Annotated in this window: 13 protein-coding genes and 1 pseudogene; 8 read left to right on the top strand and 6 right to left on the bottom strand. The window is 70.8% G+C overall.

The window, feature by feature from the left end; all coding sequences use genetic code 11:
* Positions 1-69 precede the first annotated feature (69 nt).
* Positions 70-1,170 carry a 4-hydroxyphenylpyruvate dioxygenase gene (hppD, locus tag ACH34R_RS28725; protein WP_397564654.1) on the bottom strand — a complete coding sequence of 367 codons (1,101 nt, stop codon included), beginning with the start codon at positions 1,168-1,170 and terminating at the stop codon, positions 70-72.
* Between the two features lie 104 nt (positions 1,171-1,274).
* Here hppD and ACH34R_RS28730 point away from each other — a divergent pair, with 104 nt between their 5' ends.
* Entirely contained in the window at positions 1,275-1,760 is a 486-nt protein-coding gene (locus ACH34R_RS28730) for an Lrp/AsnC family transcriptional regulator (protein ID WP_111171591.1), read from the top strand.
* Positions 1,761-1,885: 125 nt separating this feature from the next.
* Positions 1,886-4,003: a transglycosylase domain-containing protein gene (locus tag ACH34R_RS28735; protein WP_397564655.1), complete on the top strand. Its 2,118-nt coding sequence runs from the start codon at positions 1,886-1,888 to the stop codon at positions 4,001-4,003.
* Here ACH34R_RS28735 and ACH34R_RS28740 read toward each other — a convergent pair.
* On the bottom strand, positions 4,000-4,563 hold the full coding sequence (locus tag ACH34R_RS28740; protein WP_397564656.1) for a TetR/AcrR family transcriptional regulator: 564 nt from the start codon (positions 4,561-4,563) through the stop codon (positions 4,000-4,002). The two genes, ACH34R_RS28735 and ACH34R_RS28740, sit on opposite strands and share 4 nt — an antisense overlap.
* A gap of 94 nt (positions 4,564-4,657) precedes the next feature.
* Between ACH34R_RS28740 and ACH34R_RS28745 the strand changes: the two genes are divergently transcribed.
* On the top strand, positions 4,658-6,598 hold the full coding sequence (locus ACH34R_RS28745; protein WP_397564657.1) for a fumarylacetoacetate hydrolase family protein: 1,941 nt from the start codon (positions 4,658-4,660) through the stop codon (positions 6,596-6,598).
* Positions 6,599-6,611: 13 nt separating this feature from the next.
* The gene (locus ACH34R_RS28750) at positions 6,612-7,199 is read left to right on the top strand and encodes a DUF2867 domain-containing protein (RefSeq protein ID WP_397564658.1); all 588 of its coding nucleotides are present in this window, start codon (positions 6,612-6,614) and stop codon (positions 7,197-7,199) included.
* 3 nt (positions 7,200-7,202) lie between these two features.
* Here ACH34R_RS28750 and ACH34R_RS28755 read toward each other — a convergent pair.
* A pseudogene (locus ACH34R_RS28755) lies at positions 7,203-9,181 on the bottom strand (thioredoxin domain-containing protein).
* Between the two features lie 122 nt (positions 9,182-9,303).
* Between ACH34R_RS28755 and ACH34R_RS28760 the strand changes: the two are divergent.
* Complete coding sequence (locus ACH34R_RS28760; protein ID WP_397564659.1) at positions 9,304-10,452, top strand: hypothetical protein; 1,149 nt, start codon at positions 9,304-9,306, stop codon at positions 10,450-10,452.
* A gap of 7 nt (positions 10,453-10,459) precedes the next feature.
* On the opposite strand, the gene ACH34R_RS28765 is transcribed toward ACH34R_RS28760, so the two are convergent.
* From ACH34R_RS28765 to mca, 3 genes are read right to left on the bottom strand one after another with little or no spacing between them, the layout of a single operon-like run.
* A complete protein-coding gene (locus tag ACH34R_RS28765) occupies positions 10,460-10,783 on the bottom strand; it encodes a GNAT family N-acetyltransferase (protein ID WP_397564660.1) in 324 nt (107 codons plus the stop codon).
* 52 nt (positions 10,784-10,835) lie between these two features.
* Positions 10,836-11,039 (bottom strand): hypothetical protein, encoded by a 204-nt coding sequence (locus ACH34R_RS28770; protein ID WP_397564661.1) that lies wholly within the window; start codon positions 11,037-11,039, stop codon positions 10,836-10,838.
* Between the two features lie 48 nt (positions 11,040-11,087).
* Positions 11,088-12,014 carry a mycothiol conjugate amidase Mca gene (gene mca / locus ACH34R_RS28775; protein WP_397564662.1) on the bottom strand — a complete coding sequence of 309 codons (927 nt, stop codon included), beginning with the start codon at positions 12,012-12,014 and terminating at the stop codon, positions 11,088-11,090.
* A gap of 159 nt (positions 12,015-12,173) precedes the next feature.
* On the opposite strand from mca, the gene ACH34R_RS28780 reads away from it, so the two are divergent.
* The 3 genes from ACH34R_RS28780 (at position 12,174) to ACH34R_RS28790 (ending at position 14,863) form a co-directional block, all read left to right on the top strand.
* Entirely contained in the window at positions 12,174-12,611 is a 438-nt protein-coding gene (locus ACH34R_RS28780; protein WP_397564663.1) for a DUF4307 domain-containing protein, read from the top strand.
* Positions 12,612-12,723: 112 nt separating this feature from the next.
* The gene (gene greA / locus ACH34R_RS28785) at positions 12,724-13,224 is read left to right on the top strand and encodes a transcription elongation factor GreA (RefSeq protein ID WP_233508331.1); all 501 of its coding nucleotides are present in this window, start codon (positions 12,724-12,726) and stop codon (positions 13,222-13,224) included.
* 358 nt (positions 13,225-13,582) lie between these two features.
* On the top strand, positions 13,583-14,863 hold the full coding sequence (locus tag ACH34R_RS28790) for a C40 family peptidase (RefSeq protein WP_397564664.1): 1,281 nt from the start codon (positions 13,583-13,585) through the stop codon (positions 14,861-14,863).
* Positions 14,864-16,041 lie beyond the last annotated feature (1,178 nt).

Below are 16,041 nucleotides of genomic sequence, written 5' to 3' on the forward strand. Positions count from 1 at the left end.
GGGAGGAGCCCCGGGCCGTTGAGTGGCAGCCTACGGGAGGTGCGCCGATGGCTCGCAGTGACGCGCCCGTCACAGATTGCCGCGCAGCTCCTGCTCGCGCTCGATGGCCTCGAACAGGGCCTTGAAGTTGCCCTTGCCGAACCCGCTCGACCCGTGCCGCTCGATCAGCTCGAAGAAGACCGTGGGACGGTCCTGGACCGGCTTGGTGAAGATCTGGAGCAGGTAGCCGTCCTCGTCGCGGTCGACCAGGATGCGGCGCTCGCGCAGTTCCTCGACGGGCACGCGGACCTCGCCGATGCGGGCGCGCAGCTCGGGGTCCTCGTAGTAGGAGTCGGGGGTGTCCAGGAACTCGACGCCGGCGGCCCGCATGTGGTCCACCGCCGCCAGGATGTCGCCGGTGGTCAGCGCGATGTGCTGGACCCCGGGCCCGCCGTAGAACTCCAGGTACTCGTCGATCTGCGACTTGCGCTTGGAGACCGCGGGCTCGTTCAGCGGGAACTTGACCTTCCTGGTGCCGTCCGCGACGACCTTGGACATCAGCGCCGAGTAGTCGGTGGCGATGTCGTCGCCGATGAACTCCGCCATGTTGGTGAAGCCCATGACGCGGTGGTAGAACTCGACCCATTCGTCCATCCGGCCGAGTTCGACGTTGCCGACGCAGTGGTCGACCGCCTCGAAGTACGGCTCGGCGCGCGGGGCGACGATGGGCTCGGCGGCGACGTAGCCCGGCAGGTACGGGCCGCTGTACTCGGCGCGGCCGACCAGGGTGTGGCGGGTGTCGCCGTAGGTCGCGATGGCCGCGAGGGTCACCTTCCCATGCTCGTCGGAGATCGTGTACGGCTCCACCAGGCCGGTCGCGCCCTTGGAGACCGCGTGCCGGTAGGCGGCCTCGACGTCGGGCACGTCCAGGGCGAGGTCGATCACTCCGTCGCCGTGCTCGGCGACGTGCTTGGCCAGGTCGGTGCCCGCGCGTACCGGAGCGCGCAGCTCGAAGCGGGCGGTGCCCGAGGTCAGCACGTAGGCGGTCTCGTCCCTGCTGCCGTTCTCAGGTCCCCGGTACGCCTCTAGGCGCATCCCGAAAGCGGTCGAGTAGTAGTGGGCGGCCTGCTTCGCGTTGCCGACGGCGAAGACGACGGAGTCCATGCCGTTCACGGGAAAGTTGTCGCTCATAGCAGCCACTGTCGATTTCACTGGCCTGGTTGCGCAACACTTACTTGAATCAGTGGACAATGTGCTCAATATACGGCACATGACGGCAAGGAACGCTGTGCACCATGACGATCGACGCACTCGACGCGAGGATCATCGCCCTGTTCGCCGCCGAGCCGAAACTGGGCGTGCTGGAGTGCTCCCGGCGGCTCGGAGTGGCCCGGGGGACGGTCCAGGCCCGGCTGGACCGGATGGCCGCCCGCGGGGTCATCACCGGCTTCGGCCCGGAGGTCAGCCCGGCGGCGCTCGGCTATGTGGTGACCGCCTTCGTGACGCTCCAGATCCGGCAGATCGGCGGGCGCGCCTCGGTGGCCGACCGGCTGGCGGCGATCCCCGAAGTGCTCGAAGCGCACACCATCACCGGCAGCGGCGACATGCTGTGCCGGGTGGTGGCGCGCGGCAACGCCGACCTGCAACGCGTCATCGACCTCATCGTGGAGGTGGGCGGCGTGGTCCGGACCTCCTCGGTGATCGCGCTTGACACCCCGATTCCGCACCGGGTGATGCCGTTGGTGACCGATGCCCCCCGGCATGGCGCCACGGGGACGTAAAGTCATGGGGTAAGGCACGGGCATTGTTATAGATCATTTACCCTCGGACGCTTGCGATGGTGGTCGGGGGGCCGCCGCGCAGGGGGATTCGGGGGTCGCGCATGCGGGAGGCTGGGGAGAAAGGGATGCGGAAACGGCGTGTTCTGCGGTCCGCGCTCATCGCGCTGGGCGCGGGCATCGGGGCGGCGGTCGTGCTGTTCGCCGTGGCCTGGGCGTTGACGCCGATCCCTGAGGCGGCCCAGAAGCAGGCCGTGGCGCAGGGCTCGGTGATCTACTACAGAGACGGCAAGACCGTCCTGGCCAAGCAGGGCGTCAACCGCAAGACCGTCAAGCTGGAACGGGTGCCCAAGCACGTGCGCGACGCGGTGATCGCCGCCGAGAACCGCTCCTTCTACCAGGACACCGGCGTCTCGCTGCGCGGCACCGCGCGGGCGATCTGGTCCACCGTCACCGGCAAGCAGGTGCAGGGCGGGTCCACGATCACCCAGCAGATGGTCCGCAACTACTACAGCGGCCTGGACCAGGAGCGCTCGATCGGGCGCAAGTTCAAAGAGATCATGGTCGCGCTCAAGGTGGACCAGTCGAAGTCCAAGGACTGGGTGCTCCAGCAGTACCTCAACACGATCTACTTCGGCCGGGGCGCGTGGGGCGTCCAGGCCGCCGCCCAGGCGTACTTCGGCAAGGACGTCGACAAGCTGTCCATCGCCCAGGGCGCCTACCTGGCCGCGGTCATCCAGCAGCCCACCCGGTTCGCCGCCCCCAAGGGCGAGGCGCTGACCGAGGTGACCGGCCGCTGGCGGTGGGTGCTGGGCGCGATGGCGCAGATGCGCGCGATCACCCCCGAGCAGGCCGCCGCGCAGCGCTTCCCGAAGCTCGCCGCGACCAGGAGCACGCTGACCCCCAAGGGCCAGGACAACTACATGCTCGTCCAGGTGCGCGCCGAGCTGGCCCGGCGCGGCTACGACGACGAGGACATCAACCAGGCCGGGCTGAAGGTCACCACGACGTTCGACAAGGGCCTGATGGCCGCCGCGGAGAAGGCCGTCACCTCCACGCTGCCCGACTCGCTGCCCAAGAAGATCCGCACCGGCCTGGCCGCAGTCGATCCGGCGACCGGCGAGGTCCTGGCCTTCTACGGCGGCCGGTACAAGACCTCCCAGCAGTACGACAACGCCTTTTCGGCCAAGGTCCAGGCCGGGTCCACGTTCAAGCCGTACGCGCTGGCCGCCGCCCTGGAGAACGGCTACGGGCTGGAGACCCGGGTCAACGGCAACTCGCCCATGACGGTCGCCTCCCGCCCGGTGGAGAATTCCGGCGGCACCTCCTACGGCATGGTCAACCTGGTCACCGCGACCCGAAACTCGATCAACACCGCGTTCGTCGACCTGGGCGAGAAGGTCGGCCTGGACAAGATCGCCGAGGTGGCCAAGGCGTCCGGGCTGCCCGCCGCGCAGATCGACCCGCACAGGTCCGCGGCCACGTTCCCGATCGGCGTGGCCTCGCTCAGCGCCGTGCAGCAGGCGTCCGGTTTCGGCACCTTCGCCGCGAACGGCATGCACCAGGAGGCCCACGTCATCCGCTCGGTGACCGACGCCGACGGCAAGACCACCGAGGTCGTGCCCACCGCGCGGCGCGCGTTCTCCGAGCAGGCCGCCGCCGACGCCACCTACGCGATGACCCAAGTCGTCGAGGGCGGCACCGGCAGCGCGGCACGGCTTTGGGACCGCCCGGTCGCCGGCAAGACCGGCACCGCCGACAAGTCGATCGCCGCCTGGTTCGCGGGGTTCACCCCGCAGCTCTCCACCACGGTCAACATGTTCCGCGACGACAACAAGCCGCTGGTCGTCCCCGGGTACGGCGAGCTTTACGGCGGCGCGCTGCCGGCCCGGGTCTGGCGGGCGTTCATGTCGGAGGCGATGGAGGGCCAGCCGGTCAAGGAGTTCCCCGAGCCGTCCAACCGCGGTTACGTCGAGGACTACGACGACGAGGACGAGCCGTACTGGGACGAGGGCGAGTCCGACGACGACTACCCCCGGCGGCCGGAGCCGACCGACCCCCTGCCGACCGAGCCGGGCACCCCCGAGCCGACCGTGGACCCGACGGAGCAGCCCACCGAGCCGCCCACCAGCGAGGAACCGCCCGGCCCCGAGGAGACCCGCCGCCCAGAGCCGCCCTCACCCGACGAGATCCCCACCGACGGCCCGGCCCCGCCCGACCGCGGCGACCGCGGCGACCGCTTCTAGCCGTCCGCGGGCAGCAGGGCGCGGATGGTGGTGTGGACGGCGTCGAGGTCCACCGCCTCGGGAGCGACCCGCCACTGCGCGTGCAGGCCGATGACGGCCCCCACCAGCAGGGCCGTGAACCCCTCGGGGGTGGCGCCCGGCGGGAGCGCCACCGCCGGTATGCGCGCCCGCACCGCCTGCCTGAGCGCCGCGTGCAGCCGCGCGTAGTGCGCACGGATCGGTGAGTCGGCTTCCACCGCCTCGGCGAGCAGCGTGATGAACAGGCGCGTGCGGGGCCGCCGGATGAAGTCGGCGACCTGGTCGAGCAGATCGCCCGGACGCCCGGCCGCGGCGGGGGCGAACGTGGCCAGCACGGTGTCGAGCTGATCGTCGAGCACCGCTTCCAGCAGGCCCAGTTTGTTGCCGAAGTGCCAGGGGATCGACCCGCGGCTGATGCCTGCCTTGTCGGCGATGTCGATGAAGCTCGTCTGCCGGTATCCCTTCTCGGCGAACAGCTCGGCGGCGGCCGTCACCAGCAGCCGGCGGCTCTCCTCGCTCCTTTGGTCCCTTCGCGTGGCCATGCGACCCATCAAACCAGGTATGCCAATCAGCAGAGCATGTGCTATCCGATATAACCTGTGTTGATCAGCATAGTGCCGAAGCAAGGGGGTTCTCATGCGCTGGGCGACCTATGCCACGGACGCCGGAGACCGCGCCGGAGTGGTCAAGGACGACCGAATCCATCCCGCCGATCCGGGCGCGGGCCTGGCCGAGCTGATCGGCCGGGGCGCGGAGGCGCTGCGGGCGGCGGGCGAGGCGGCGCTGGCGTCGGACGCGCAGGCGGTTCCGCTGGCCGGGGCGGTACTGCGCGCGCCGATCCCACGCCCGCCCTCGGTCCGCGACTGCCTGTGTTTCCTGGACCACATGCGCAACGTCCAGCAGGCCACCGGCCGGCCGCGCACGCTCGACGACGCCTGGTACCGGATCCCCGCCTTCTACTTCGCCTCCCCCTCGACGCTCACCGGCCCGTACGACGAGGTGACGATCTCGCCCGGCAGCGCCTGGTTCGACTTCGAGCTGGAGATCGCCGCGGTCATCGGACCGGGTGGCCGGGACCTCACGCCGGAGGAGGCCGAAGAGCGCATCATCGGCTATACGATCTTCAACGACTGGTCGGCGCGGGACCTGCAACTGCGCGAGATGCCGCTGGCGATCGGCCAGGCCAAGGGCAAGGACGGCGCGAGCACCCTCGGCCCCTTCCTGGTGACCCCCGACGAGCTGGAGCCCTTCCGCCGCGACGGAAGGCTCGCGCTGCGCGCCGAGGCCACCGTCAACGGCACGATCATCGGCTCGGGCCGCACCGACGCCATGGACTGGAGCTTCGGCGAGGTCATCTCCTACGCCTCGCGCGGCGTGGACCTGATGCCCGGCGACGTGTTCGGGTCGGGCACCGTGCCCGGCTGCTGCCTGATCGAGCACGTGTCCCTCACCGACATGGCGGCCTTCCCCGGCTGGCTGCGGGACGGCGACGTCGTCGAGCTGACCGTGGAGGGGCTGGGACACACCCGGCAGACCGTACGCGGGTCCGCCGCGCCGTACCCGCTGGCCCCGCGCCACGACCCGGACAAGCGCCCGCCGCGCCCGCGCGTCAACCGGGCCCCGGCCAAGCTCCCCTACACGCGCGGCCTGCACGAGGTCGGCGCGGGCGTGTGGGCCTGGCTGCTGCCCGACGGCGGCTTCGGCTGGAGCAACGCCGGGCTGGTCGCGGGCCAGGGCGCCGCCCTGCTGGTCGACACCCTGTTCGACCTGCCACTGACCGCCGAGATGCTCGACGCCATGGGCGAGATCACCGCCCGGCACCCGCTCACGCACGCCGTCCTCACCCACGCCGACGGCGACCACACCCACGGCACCCAGTTGCTGGACGAGCACGTCCGGATCATCGCCGCCGAGGCCACCCGCGCGGAGATGCGGCACGGCATGCCACCGGAGATGCTGACAGCCGCCCAGGTCATGGACCTCGGCCCGGCGACCCGCTACGTCCGCGAGCGCTTCGCCCCCTTCGACTTCGGCGGCATCCGGCCGCGGCTGCCCGACCTGACCTACGACAGGGAGCTGACCCTGGACGTCGGCGGTCGCGAGGTGCGCGTACTGAACCTCGGCCCCGCCCACACCGCCGCCGACTCCGTCGTACACGTGCCCGACGCGGACGTGCTGTTCGCGGGCGACCTGCTGTTCGCCGGCTGCACCCCGATCGTGTGGAGCGGCCCCATCGCCGGCTGGATCGCCGCCTGCGACGCGATGATCGCCACCGGCGCGGGCACGATCGTCCCCGGCCACGGCCCGGTGACCGACCCCGACGGGATCCGCGCCGTACGCGGCTACCTCACCCACGTGACCGAGCAGGCCGACGCCGCCCACGCCCGCGGCCTGTCCTTCCCCGAGGCGATCGAGGCGGTGAACCTGGGGGAGTACGCCACCTGGCTGGACGCCGAGCGGATCGTGGTCAACCTGCACCGCCGCTACCGCGAACTCGACCCCGCCACCACCCCCGAACCGGACCGGATGACGCTGATGGCCATGATGGCCGCGGCGGCCGAGAAGGGGCTCTCATGAAGAAGGGGCTCTCATGAAACTGCCGAAGACCGCGCACACCGCCCTCCCGTGGCGCATCCACGAGATCACCCGCGACTTCACGGTGGAGGACGTGTGGTCGTTCCGCACGCCCGGAGCCGGACCTGACGACTTCCCGGCGATGCTCGCGGCGATGCGGGCCGGCGGGGCGCTCGCGAAGCAGCCCCCGCTGTCGCGGGCGCTGTTCGCCGTCCGGTGGAAACTCGGCGCCCTCCTCGGCTGGGACGACCCGGCAGAGGGCGTCGGCACGCGGGTCGGCTCGTTACGCGACCGCCTGCCCGCCGACATCCGCGACGCGCCCCGCGGCCCGGACAACGCGAACATGCCGCTCAAAGCGGTCTACGAACTCCACACCGAGGCCACCCGCGAACTGGCGAACAAGACCGTGCACACCGTGATGCACCTCGGCTGGGCCCGGGGCGCGAACGGTGACCACGAACTTCGGATGGCCGTCCTCGTCAAGCCCAACGGGTGGTTCGGCCGCCTCTACATGGCCGCCATCGCGCCCTTCAGGTATCTCGTCGTCTACCCGGCCCTGACCCGGAAATGGGAAGCGGCCTGGCGCGACCGCTCCCTTCGGTGAAGGTCAGGCGTGCAGCTCGGATTTGAGGGCGGCGACGGTGGTGACCGGCATGCGGCAGGTGAACCGGCGGCAGACGTAGGCGGCGGCCTGGCCGTTGACCAGGCCCCGGCCCGCGAGCAGCGGCACCTCGGCCCGCCCGTCGCCCGGGCCACGGGCGACCACCAGGCCCGGCACGTCGGCCAGCAGCGCCGCGCGGTGCAGCGCGGCGGCCGACGGGTCGTCACCGGCGCCCACGATCGCCACCTCCACCGGCCCGGCCAGCGCGGCCCGCGCCACGGCCAGCCCCCAGCCCGCGAACCGCGCGTGCTCCCGGGCCAGCACCGACACCGTGCCCAGGGCGGCCTCGGCGGCCTCCCGGTGGCGCGTTTCGCCGGTGAGCGCGGCGTAGGACAGCAGTGCCCCCGCCGCGGCGAACTGGCCGGACGGCGCGGCGTTGTCGGTCGGGTCCTGCGGGCGCTGGAAGAGGCGTTCGGCGTCGTCGGCGGTGTCGAAGAACCCGCCCTCGCCGTCGGCGAACCGGTCGAGCACCGCGTCCAGCAGCTCGCCCGCCCGCCGGAACCAGCGCGTCTCGCCGGTGACCGAGTACAGCGCGAGCAGCCCTTCGGCCACGTCGGCGTAGTCTTCGAGCACCCCGGCGTGGTCGGACGGCCGCCCGTCGCGCGAGGTGCGCACCAGCCGTCCGCCGTCGGCGTGCACGTCGTTGAGCAGGGCCGCCGCCCGCCGCGCGGCCTCGATCAGGTCGGGCCGCTCGAACGCGGCCCCGGTCTCGGCGAGGGCGGCCACCGCCAGGCCGTTCCAGGCGGCGACCACCTTGTCGTCGCGGCCCGGCCGGACCCGCCCGGCGCGCGCGGCCAGCAGGCGCTCGCGTACGCCCGCCAGGCGCTCGGCGTCGCCCGGCTCATCGAGCAGTTGGAGCACCGACGCGCCGTGCTCGAACGTGCCGGCCTCGGTGACCTCGAACACCGACGCCGCCCAGGCGCCGTCGTCGTCGCCGAGGACCTTCCGCAACTCGGCCGGGGTCCAGACGTAGAACTTGCCCTCCACGCCCTCACTGTCGGCGTCGAGCGCGGAGGCGAAGCCGCCCTCCGGCGTGCGCATCTCGCGCAACAGCCACTCGGCGGTCTCCAGCGCCACCCGGCGGGCCAGCGGCGACCCGCCGGCGCGCCACCAGTGCGTGTAGACGCGCAGCAGCAGCGCGTTGTCGTAAAGCATCTTCTCGAAGTGCGGGACCACCCACGCCGCATCGACGCTGTAGCGGGCGAAGCCACCGCCGAGCTGGTCATAGATGCCGCCCCTGGCCATCGCGTCGAGCGTGGCCGAGGCCATCTCCACCGCGTCGGCCGACCCCTCGCGCAGCAGGAACTCCAGCACCATCGACGGCGGGAACTTCGGCGCCCCGCCGAACCCGCCGTTCGCCGCGTCGAAGGACCTGGCCAGCCCCCGCACGGCGGCGGTCAGCGTCTCCGCGGTCGGCACCGGCCCACCCGGCAGCGCGGCCCGCCGGTTCAGGACCTCCACGACCTGGGCCCCCTGCCCGACCACCGCGTCACGGTCGCCCTTCCAGGCGTTGGCCACCCCGGTCAGCAGCCGCTGGAACTGCGCCCTGGGGAAGTACGTGCCGGTGTAGAAGGGATGCCCGTCGGGGGTGGCGAACACCGTCATCGGCCACCCGCCCTGCCCGGTCATCGCCTGCGTGGCCGCCATGTAAACGGCGTCCACGTCGGGACGCTCCTCCCGGTCGACCTTCACGTTGACGAAATGCTCGTTCATCAGCGCGGCGGTCGCGTCGTCCTCGAAGGACTCATGAGCCATCACGTGACACCAGATAACCAGTGGCATGATGAATATCCCACTGAGATCAACAGTGGCACATCACGCCTACTCGCTTCCCGCATCGCCTCCTCTCCCCAAGGCCACCAATCCACAGGGTTGGCGGCATGCTGGAGGAGGTAGGGAGAGGTCTCACTACCGAGCCTGTTCACAAGACCACACTCTCACACGAGCGCCGCGGGTTTCCCAGGGCCACGGGACACCGGACGCCGGGGCCGGGCTCAACGACCGTGGGGGCTGTCGTGGGGGCCGGGCAGGCGTAGGCTCAGGTTGTGTGGATCTCGAATTCGTCTGCACGCACGCGGGACGGCCGGCTTCGGCGCTGACCCGCAGGGATGTGGCGCGTGCGCTGCTCGCCGTACCTTCTGGGGTGGCGCTCGTCGCGCTGCCCGAACTCCGCCGCGCCCTGATAGGCGCGAGCAACCCGCTGTCCGCGACGTTCTGGGACTCGGCCAAGGCCACGCTCGGCGCGATCGAGTCGGGGGCGGCGACCGTGGGCGACGTCCAGCACTGGCTGGAGGCGACCGGCACCGAACCGATACTGCTGACCCGCTCGTTCTACGTCTGGCCCGAAGAGGACGAGCGCGGCGAGACCACCGGCGAGATGTACGACCTGCTCGTCGCCCACCTGGAGGAACGGGTGGTGGCCGGCGAGATCGACCCCGACGCGCTGGCCGCCGAGGACCCGGCCGCCCGCCTCGCCTACGAGGACCTCCAGGAGCGCTGGCTGGTCGCGCCGCTGCCCGGTGACGGCCGGGTGCCCCTGGAGGCGCTCACCGACGAGCAGGAGAAGGAACTGGAGGAGGCCTGGGACGAGGAGGAGGCCTACGCGCTCAGCGAACTCCGCCGGGTCGTGGGCGAGCTGCCCGAGCCGCCGCTGCCCGAGCGGGAGCTGCACACCGCCGCCGCGCGGCTGCGCGAGATGCTGACCGACGCCGGCTACCCCGGGAGCGTGCTGCGGGCCTGCGCCGGGTTCGAGGGCGCGGCGCTGCCGGACGACGACACCGACCTGTGGCTCGCCGTCGCCGCGGGCGTGTCCGGGCCGATCTCCGACCTGCCGGAGGAGGACGACACCCTGGAGGAGTTCGTCGATCTCGACGGCGACGTGTCGCACGAGGACTCGGTGCTGGCCGCGCTGTGCGCGATCCACCACGCCGACTGGCTGGCCGCGGTGACCGCGCTGGCCAGGCGGGGGCCCGGGGTGCTGGCCTCGGCCGAGCGGATCGCCCGGCTGATCGCCGAGTCCGACGACGTGGAGGCGGACGTCGACCCCGACGACGTCGAGGCGACCGAGATGCTGTTCATGTCGGTGACCCCGCTGTGGGCCGAGCTGGGCATCATCGACCGCGACCAGGTGCTGACACCGCTCGGCTGGTGGGGCCTGCCCAAGGCGCTCGAACGCGCCTGGAACTCCGGCGAGTGACCCTGGGTCAGTCGCCCGGCGGCCTGCCCACGGCCTCGCGGTAGTCGTCCGCCACGAGGTCCAGGTATTCGGGGTGGCGCCGGATGTACTCGGCGATGAACGGGCACACCGGGACCACCGACAGACCGGCGTCGCGGCCCGCGTCAAGGGCCGCGGCGGCGAGCCTGCCGCCCAGGCCGCGCCCGCCGTACGCGTCGTCGACCTCGGTGTGCGGCAGCACGAGCCGGTCGGCGCGCAGCCGGTAGTCGGCGAAGCCGGCCTGCTCGCCGTCCACGAAGACCTCGAAGCGGGAGGCCTCCTGGTTGTCGACGACGCGGATCTCCTCGGCCATCAGCGGCCTCCGCCGAGGTGTGGCATCGGCGGACTCCCCGGGGCCCCGGGCATCAGTGGGCTCCGTTGGGCTTGGGCTCACCGTTGGCCGGGCGCCGCTCGGGCTCGTCCTCGTACGGCACCTCGATCTTGGAGATCTGCTTGTTCATCGACTTGATGAGCAGGAAAAGGGCGACACCCAGCGCGGCGACGACAAGGAACCCGAGCAGGCCCGGGCTGACGTCGCCGCGGGGCGCGATGGCGAGTAGCGTGGTCACCCCACCAAGTCTGCCACCTGCCCCCGACAGTGCCGCCGTGGCGTCCGGCTAGTTGACGACCGACGCCTGGGGGCGTTCATCGCACCCGGCGGGAGAGCCGGACTTGGCAGGCGCGGCCCCCTCGATGCCGGCGAACAGGTCGTCCTCCGGCGGCTCGGTGTCGACCAGGGACCTCGCCAGGTGGAAGTCCTCGGTCGGCCAGATCTCCATCTGCAGCTCGCGCGGGCACACGAACCAGAAGCCGTCCGGATCGACCTGCGTGGCGTGCGCCATCAGCGCCAGGTCGCGCGTCTCGAAGTAGCTCGCGCACGGCACGCGGGTGGTCACCGGCCACTTCTGCGGGCGGTCCTCCCAGCGGGAGATCCAGTCCGCGTACGGCGAGCCCATGTCGCGCTCGGTCATCGCCTCGTGCAGCGCCTCGAACCGCTCCTTGCTGAAACCCATGTGGTAGTAGAGCTTGAGCGGCTGCCAGGGGTCGCCCGTGCCCGGGTAGCGGTCCGGGTCGCCGGCCGCCTCGAACGCCTCGACCGACACGCGGTTGGTCATGATGTGGTCGGGGTGCGGGTAGCCGCCGTCGTCGTCGTACGTGAGGATCACGTGCGGCCGGAACTCCCGCACCGCGGCCACCAGCGGCGCCGCCGCCACCTCCAGCGGCTGGACGGCGAAGCAGCCCTCGGGCAGTGGTTCGTTCTCGTCCTCGGGCAGGCCCGAGTCGACGAACCCCAAGAAACGCTGCGAGACGCCCAGGATCTCGCGCGCTCGTTCCATCTCCTGGCGCCGGACTTCGGCCATGTTGGCGAGGATCTCCGGCCGGTCCATCTTCGGGTTGAGGATGGAACCGCGCTCCCCACCGGTTAGGGTGCAGACCAGCACGTCCACGCCTTCCGCGACGTAACGTGCCATGGTCGCGGCGCCCTTGCTCGACTCATCGTCAGGGTGGGCGTGAACGGCCATAAGCCTCAGCGGTGCACTCACGGGCTCTGCTGTCTCCTTGCGATCGGACCTGCAGACCACAGGCGAACGGGACCGCCTCGGTCGTGCGGCGGTCCTTTCCCCCGGGCAGACGCGGAGGCGGGACCCCCGCGAGGGACAATTGTCTCGGATAACGCCGAGCAAGTGCAGGGAGATTCCACGATGGTCGCCAGCGAGGCCGGGCAGGGCGCGCAGACCGGGCCGGTGCTCGGGACTCCGGACGACTTTCCGGAACGTCCGGACGGCCCGGCGCGTCGCGGGCGTTTCGTCGTTCACCTGGTCATCGCGGTGCTGGTGACGATCGTCGCGGGCGGCTGGGGTTATGTCATGTGGGCGGCCAAGGGGGACACCGAGGTGATCGACCAGGTGATCACCTTCGACGCGAGCGGCAGCGAGTCGGTGACGGTAACCTATGAGATATATAAGCCTTCCGATCGGGCGGCACTTTGCCGACTCCGCGCCACCGATGTGAAGCACGTCGAAGTAGGCACTCGCGAGGTCACGATCCCCGCTGGTGAGGGGTATGTCCGGCGATCCGACCGGCTGGAGACCAGCGCGCAGGCCACTTCGGTTCACGTCCAGTACTGCTATCTCGTATAGTGAGACATTTGGGGAAGCGTTGGCGGCGCTGGCTTGTTAGCCTGTCGAAATTCAGATGTGTCCGTGGCATCACCCAGAGCAGTGCCCCCGTACGAGTGAGCAAGGAGAACCCGTGGCCGACTCCCACGACCAGAGCGTCACCTGGCTGACCCAGGAGGCGTACGACCGCCTGAAGGCGGAATTGGAGTACCTCTCTGGCCCGGGGCGTACCGACATCGCCAAAAAGATCGAGGCCGCCCGGGAAGAAGGCGACCTGCGCGAGAACGGCGGCTATCACGCGGCCAAGGAGGAACAGGGCAAGATGGAGGGCAGGATCCTCCAGCTCCGCCAGCTCCTGGACAACGCACGTGTCGGGGAGGCGCCGCGCACCGAAGGCGTGGTCGGGCCCGGCATGACGGTCACCGTGCGGTTCGGTGGCGATGACGAAGAGGTCACCTTCCTGCTGGCCTCCCGCGAAGAGAGCGGGGCGCCGATCGACGTCTACTCGCCCAAGTCGCCGCTGGGCTCGGCGATCAACGGCAAGAAGATCGGCGAGAAGGCGACGTTCACCCTGCCCAACGGGCGTCAGAACACGGTCGAGATCCTTGAGGCCGTGCCGTACGTCGGCAACTGACGCGTCCACGCGCCGCGTGGGCCGGCAGGAACGGTCCCAGGACCGGTTCTGTGGCGATCGCGGCGCCCGGGTATCGATCGGGCATGACCGGGTATTGACCTGGCGCTGACCCCTGCACTGCTCTACCGACACATCGCGAGCGAGATCCGCCGCGTGGGCCCATGGGCACCGTGGCGGATTTTCCACGTCAGACCGGCATTTCACCGATAAGTTTCGCTAAGGCGTGCGTACCGCGCCGTACGTGCGGCATCCTCATAATGGCGGAAGCCGATGCGGGCCTCCGGGGTCTGTGGGGCTCGGGGCCTGTTGTGGTTCGGGCGGCCCTTTTGGGCGGCCTTCGGACGGAAGGGGTGGTGTGGTGCTCGGCGAGCGGGAGCATGCTCCCTTCGGCCGTCCCGGATCGCCCCACTGGCTACGGCGGCACGCCGTGCCGATCATCGTGATCGCCCTCGTCGGCGTGATCACCGCCGACGTGGCGGTCCTCGGCGAACTGTCCCGGCGGCGGTCCGCGCTGGAGGCGGCCGGGACCGAGCCGTACACTCCCGGGCTGGGACCGGGCGCGCGTCCGGTGAGCAACGACAACGACTACGTCGTCAAGCCCGCCCCGCTCCAGAGCGCCGGAGCGTCACCGCAGGCCGCGCCGCGCCCGCAGGTCCAACCGCTCAAGTCCACCCACGCCCCCCACCTGTTCGCGGTGACCCGCAAGCCGCTCACCAAGGCGACGCTCAAGAAGGTCGCCAAGGTCGCCGGCATCCGCGCGATGGAACTCGCCGACGCCGCCGAAGTGATGATCGACGGCAAGCGCGTCCAGACCCTCGGCGTCGAACCGTCCACCTTCCGCGCCTACACGCCGCGCCCCACCGCCAAGTCCGACGCCCTGTGGGGCAACATCGCGGGCGGCGACGTCGCGGTCTCCTTCGTGCTCGGCCACGACGGCGGGCTCCGGCTCGGCACTTCGGTCAACGCGGCGAACCGTACGCTGCGCATCGGCGCCTACGCCACCATGGGCATGGGCTCCATCGACGCCGTCGTCTCCAGGACCACCGCCCGCGCCCTCGGCATCCCGGAGAACAACGCACTGGTCATCAGCGCCCCCAAACAGGACAGCGTGCGGCTGCGCAAGGCCGTGCTGCGGGCACTGCCCAAGGGGTCGCAGGTCGCGGCCATCAACCCGGTGCTCAAGCGGCCCAACGGGACCGTCCAGCCCCAGGGACGCACGACCTGGCCGGTGGGGGCGCTCATGTCGGTGCCCCAGATCGAGACGGCCCTGCGGGCGGCGGCCTCCAAGCTGGGACGTCCGTACGTCTGGGGGGCGGAGGGGCCGGAGACCTTCGACTGCTCGGGGCTCGTGCAGTGGGCGTACGGGCAGGCGGGGGTCCGGATGCCCCGGGTCACCCACCAGCAGTGGGTGACGGGGCCGCAGGTACCGCTGGCCCAGGCCCAGCCGGGCGACCTGCTCTTCTGGCGGCACGACCCGACGAACCCGGGGTACATCTCGCACGTGGCGATCTACTGGGGGAAGGGGAAGATGCTGCACGCGCCGCGCACGGGCGACGTGGTCAAGATCGCCCCCATCTCCACCCGCAACCTGGCGGGCGTGGTCCGCATCAGCCCCCAGGTAGCCGCCCGCGCCCGCTGACCACCCCCGTGCCGCCCTGCCCCGTACACGGCCATTCCCCACCCCACCCCCAACCCCCTCCGGGCAGATACACGCTTCGCGCAGTGAGGCCCGCCTTCGGCGGGTGTACGCGCTTCGCGCTCTGGTCCCGCCTTCGGCGGGTGTACGCGCTTCGCGCTCTGGTCCCGCCTTCGGCGGGGATGTGCGCTCCGCGCCCCGTGGTCCTCGCTGACGCTCGGCCTGTTCCCCTCATGTCGGGCTCCGCCCGACGCTGGCGCCACCAGCCCGGCCACTTACACCCGACAATCAGCGACGACGCCCCCACCAGGTGCCCCTGTTTTCTGCCCGCCGTACACCACTAGAGTGGATCACCGACAAACCCCGACATACACAACGCCGCAGGTCGCGCATGTCTTGCCAGTTCGCAAAGGGTGCTCCCCACCCGCGTGGGGATGAACCGACGGTGCCCCGCACCTGAAAACAGAATCCGGGGTGCTCCCCACCCGCGTGGGGATGAACCGCACCTCGTTCGGCTGTACTTCCAGGGCCGGGCGTGCTCCCCACCCGCGTGGGGGTGAACCGACGACATCGCCGCTGGTGAGCGTCGCGGTCAGATGTTCCCCACCCGTGTGGTGATGGGCTGGTCTGCACGTCCTTAACCAGGTCGATGCTGATGTGTTGCCCACCTGCATGCGGGTGAACCGATCAGGCCCATCGGGTTCAGTGCGTCGATCCGTGTTCTTCACACTCGTGAGGATGGAACCTCCGTCACGCTGTCCTCCAGGCGGCAGGCGGCAGGCGGAGGCGAGGCGGGTCGCCGGGTGCTCCCAGACGTGTAGAGATGAGCCGATCGTGTAGGAGCGGGGTGTACCGCTCCCTTGGGCGCTTTAGATATGCGTGGGGATGAACCGTGTAGCGCAGGCACCCCGCAACCATGTCCATGTGCTCCTACATGGTGTGGCAAGGTGCTCTGGAGCGGCGCTGATGTGGTCGTGGTGCTGCCCAAGTCCCATTGAGCCAGCAGTAGGGCGTACCGCCCCCCTCGTGCTCCACAGGCGCGTAGAGAGGAGAGGCGGGTGGCCACCGTCATCGGCGGCGCTCAATATGCCACGAAGTCCGGCGGGCCGTATCGCGTGCCGTCGCGCACGAAGGCCGCCATGAAGGTGCTCTGGCCGTGATCACCTTGCTACAGGCCCCCG

Origin of the sequence: Spongiactinospora sp. 9N601 (genome assembly GCF_044326295.1) — a bacterium.
Classification (GTDB): domain Bacteria; phylum Actinomycetota; class Actinomycetes; order Streptosporangiales; family Streptosporangiaceae; genus Spongiactinospora; species Spongiactinospora gelatinilytica.

What these genes read in the sequence shown, in the direction of transcription:
- ACH34R_RS28745 (WP_397564657.1), top strand. Translation starts at nt 4,658, where the DNA reads ATGCGCTGGGCGACCTATGCCACGGACGCCGGAGACCGCGCCGGAGTG.
- ACH34R_RS28740 (WP_397564656.1), bottom strand. Translation starts at nt 4,563, where the DNA reads ATGGCCACGCGAAGGGACCAAAGGAGCGAGGAGAGCCGCCGGCTGCTG.
- ACH34R_RS28730 (WP_111171591.1), top strand. Translation starts at nt 1,275, where the DNA reads ATGACGATCGACGCACTCGACGCGAGGATCATCGCCCTGTTCGCCGCC.
- ACH34R_RS28765 (WP_397564660.1), bottom strand. Translation starts at nt 10,783, where the DNA reads ATGGCCGAGGAGATCCGCGTCGTCGACAACCAGGAGGCCTCCCGCTTC.
- ACH34R_RS28735 (WP_397564655.1), top strand. Translation starts at nt 1,886, where the DNA reads ATGCGGAAACGGCGTGTTCTGCGGTCCGCGCTCATCGCGCTGGGCGCG.
- hppD (WP_397564654.1), bottom strand. Translation starts at nt 1,170, where the DNA reads ATGAGCGACAACTTTCCCGTGAACGGCATGGACTCCGTCGTCTTCGCC.
- ACH34R_RS28780 (WP_397564663.1), top strand. Translation starts at nt 12,174, where the DNA reads ATGGTCGCCAGCGAGGCCGGGCAGGGCGCGCAGACCGGGCCGGTGCTC.
- ACH34R_RS28750 (WP_397564658.1), top strand. Translation starts at nt 6,612, where the DNA reads ATGAAACTGCCGAAGACCGCGCACACCGCCCTCCCGTGGCGCATCCAC.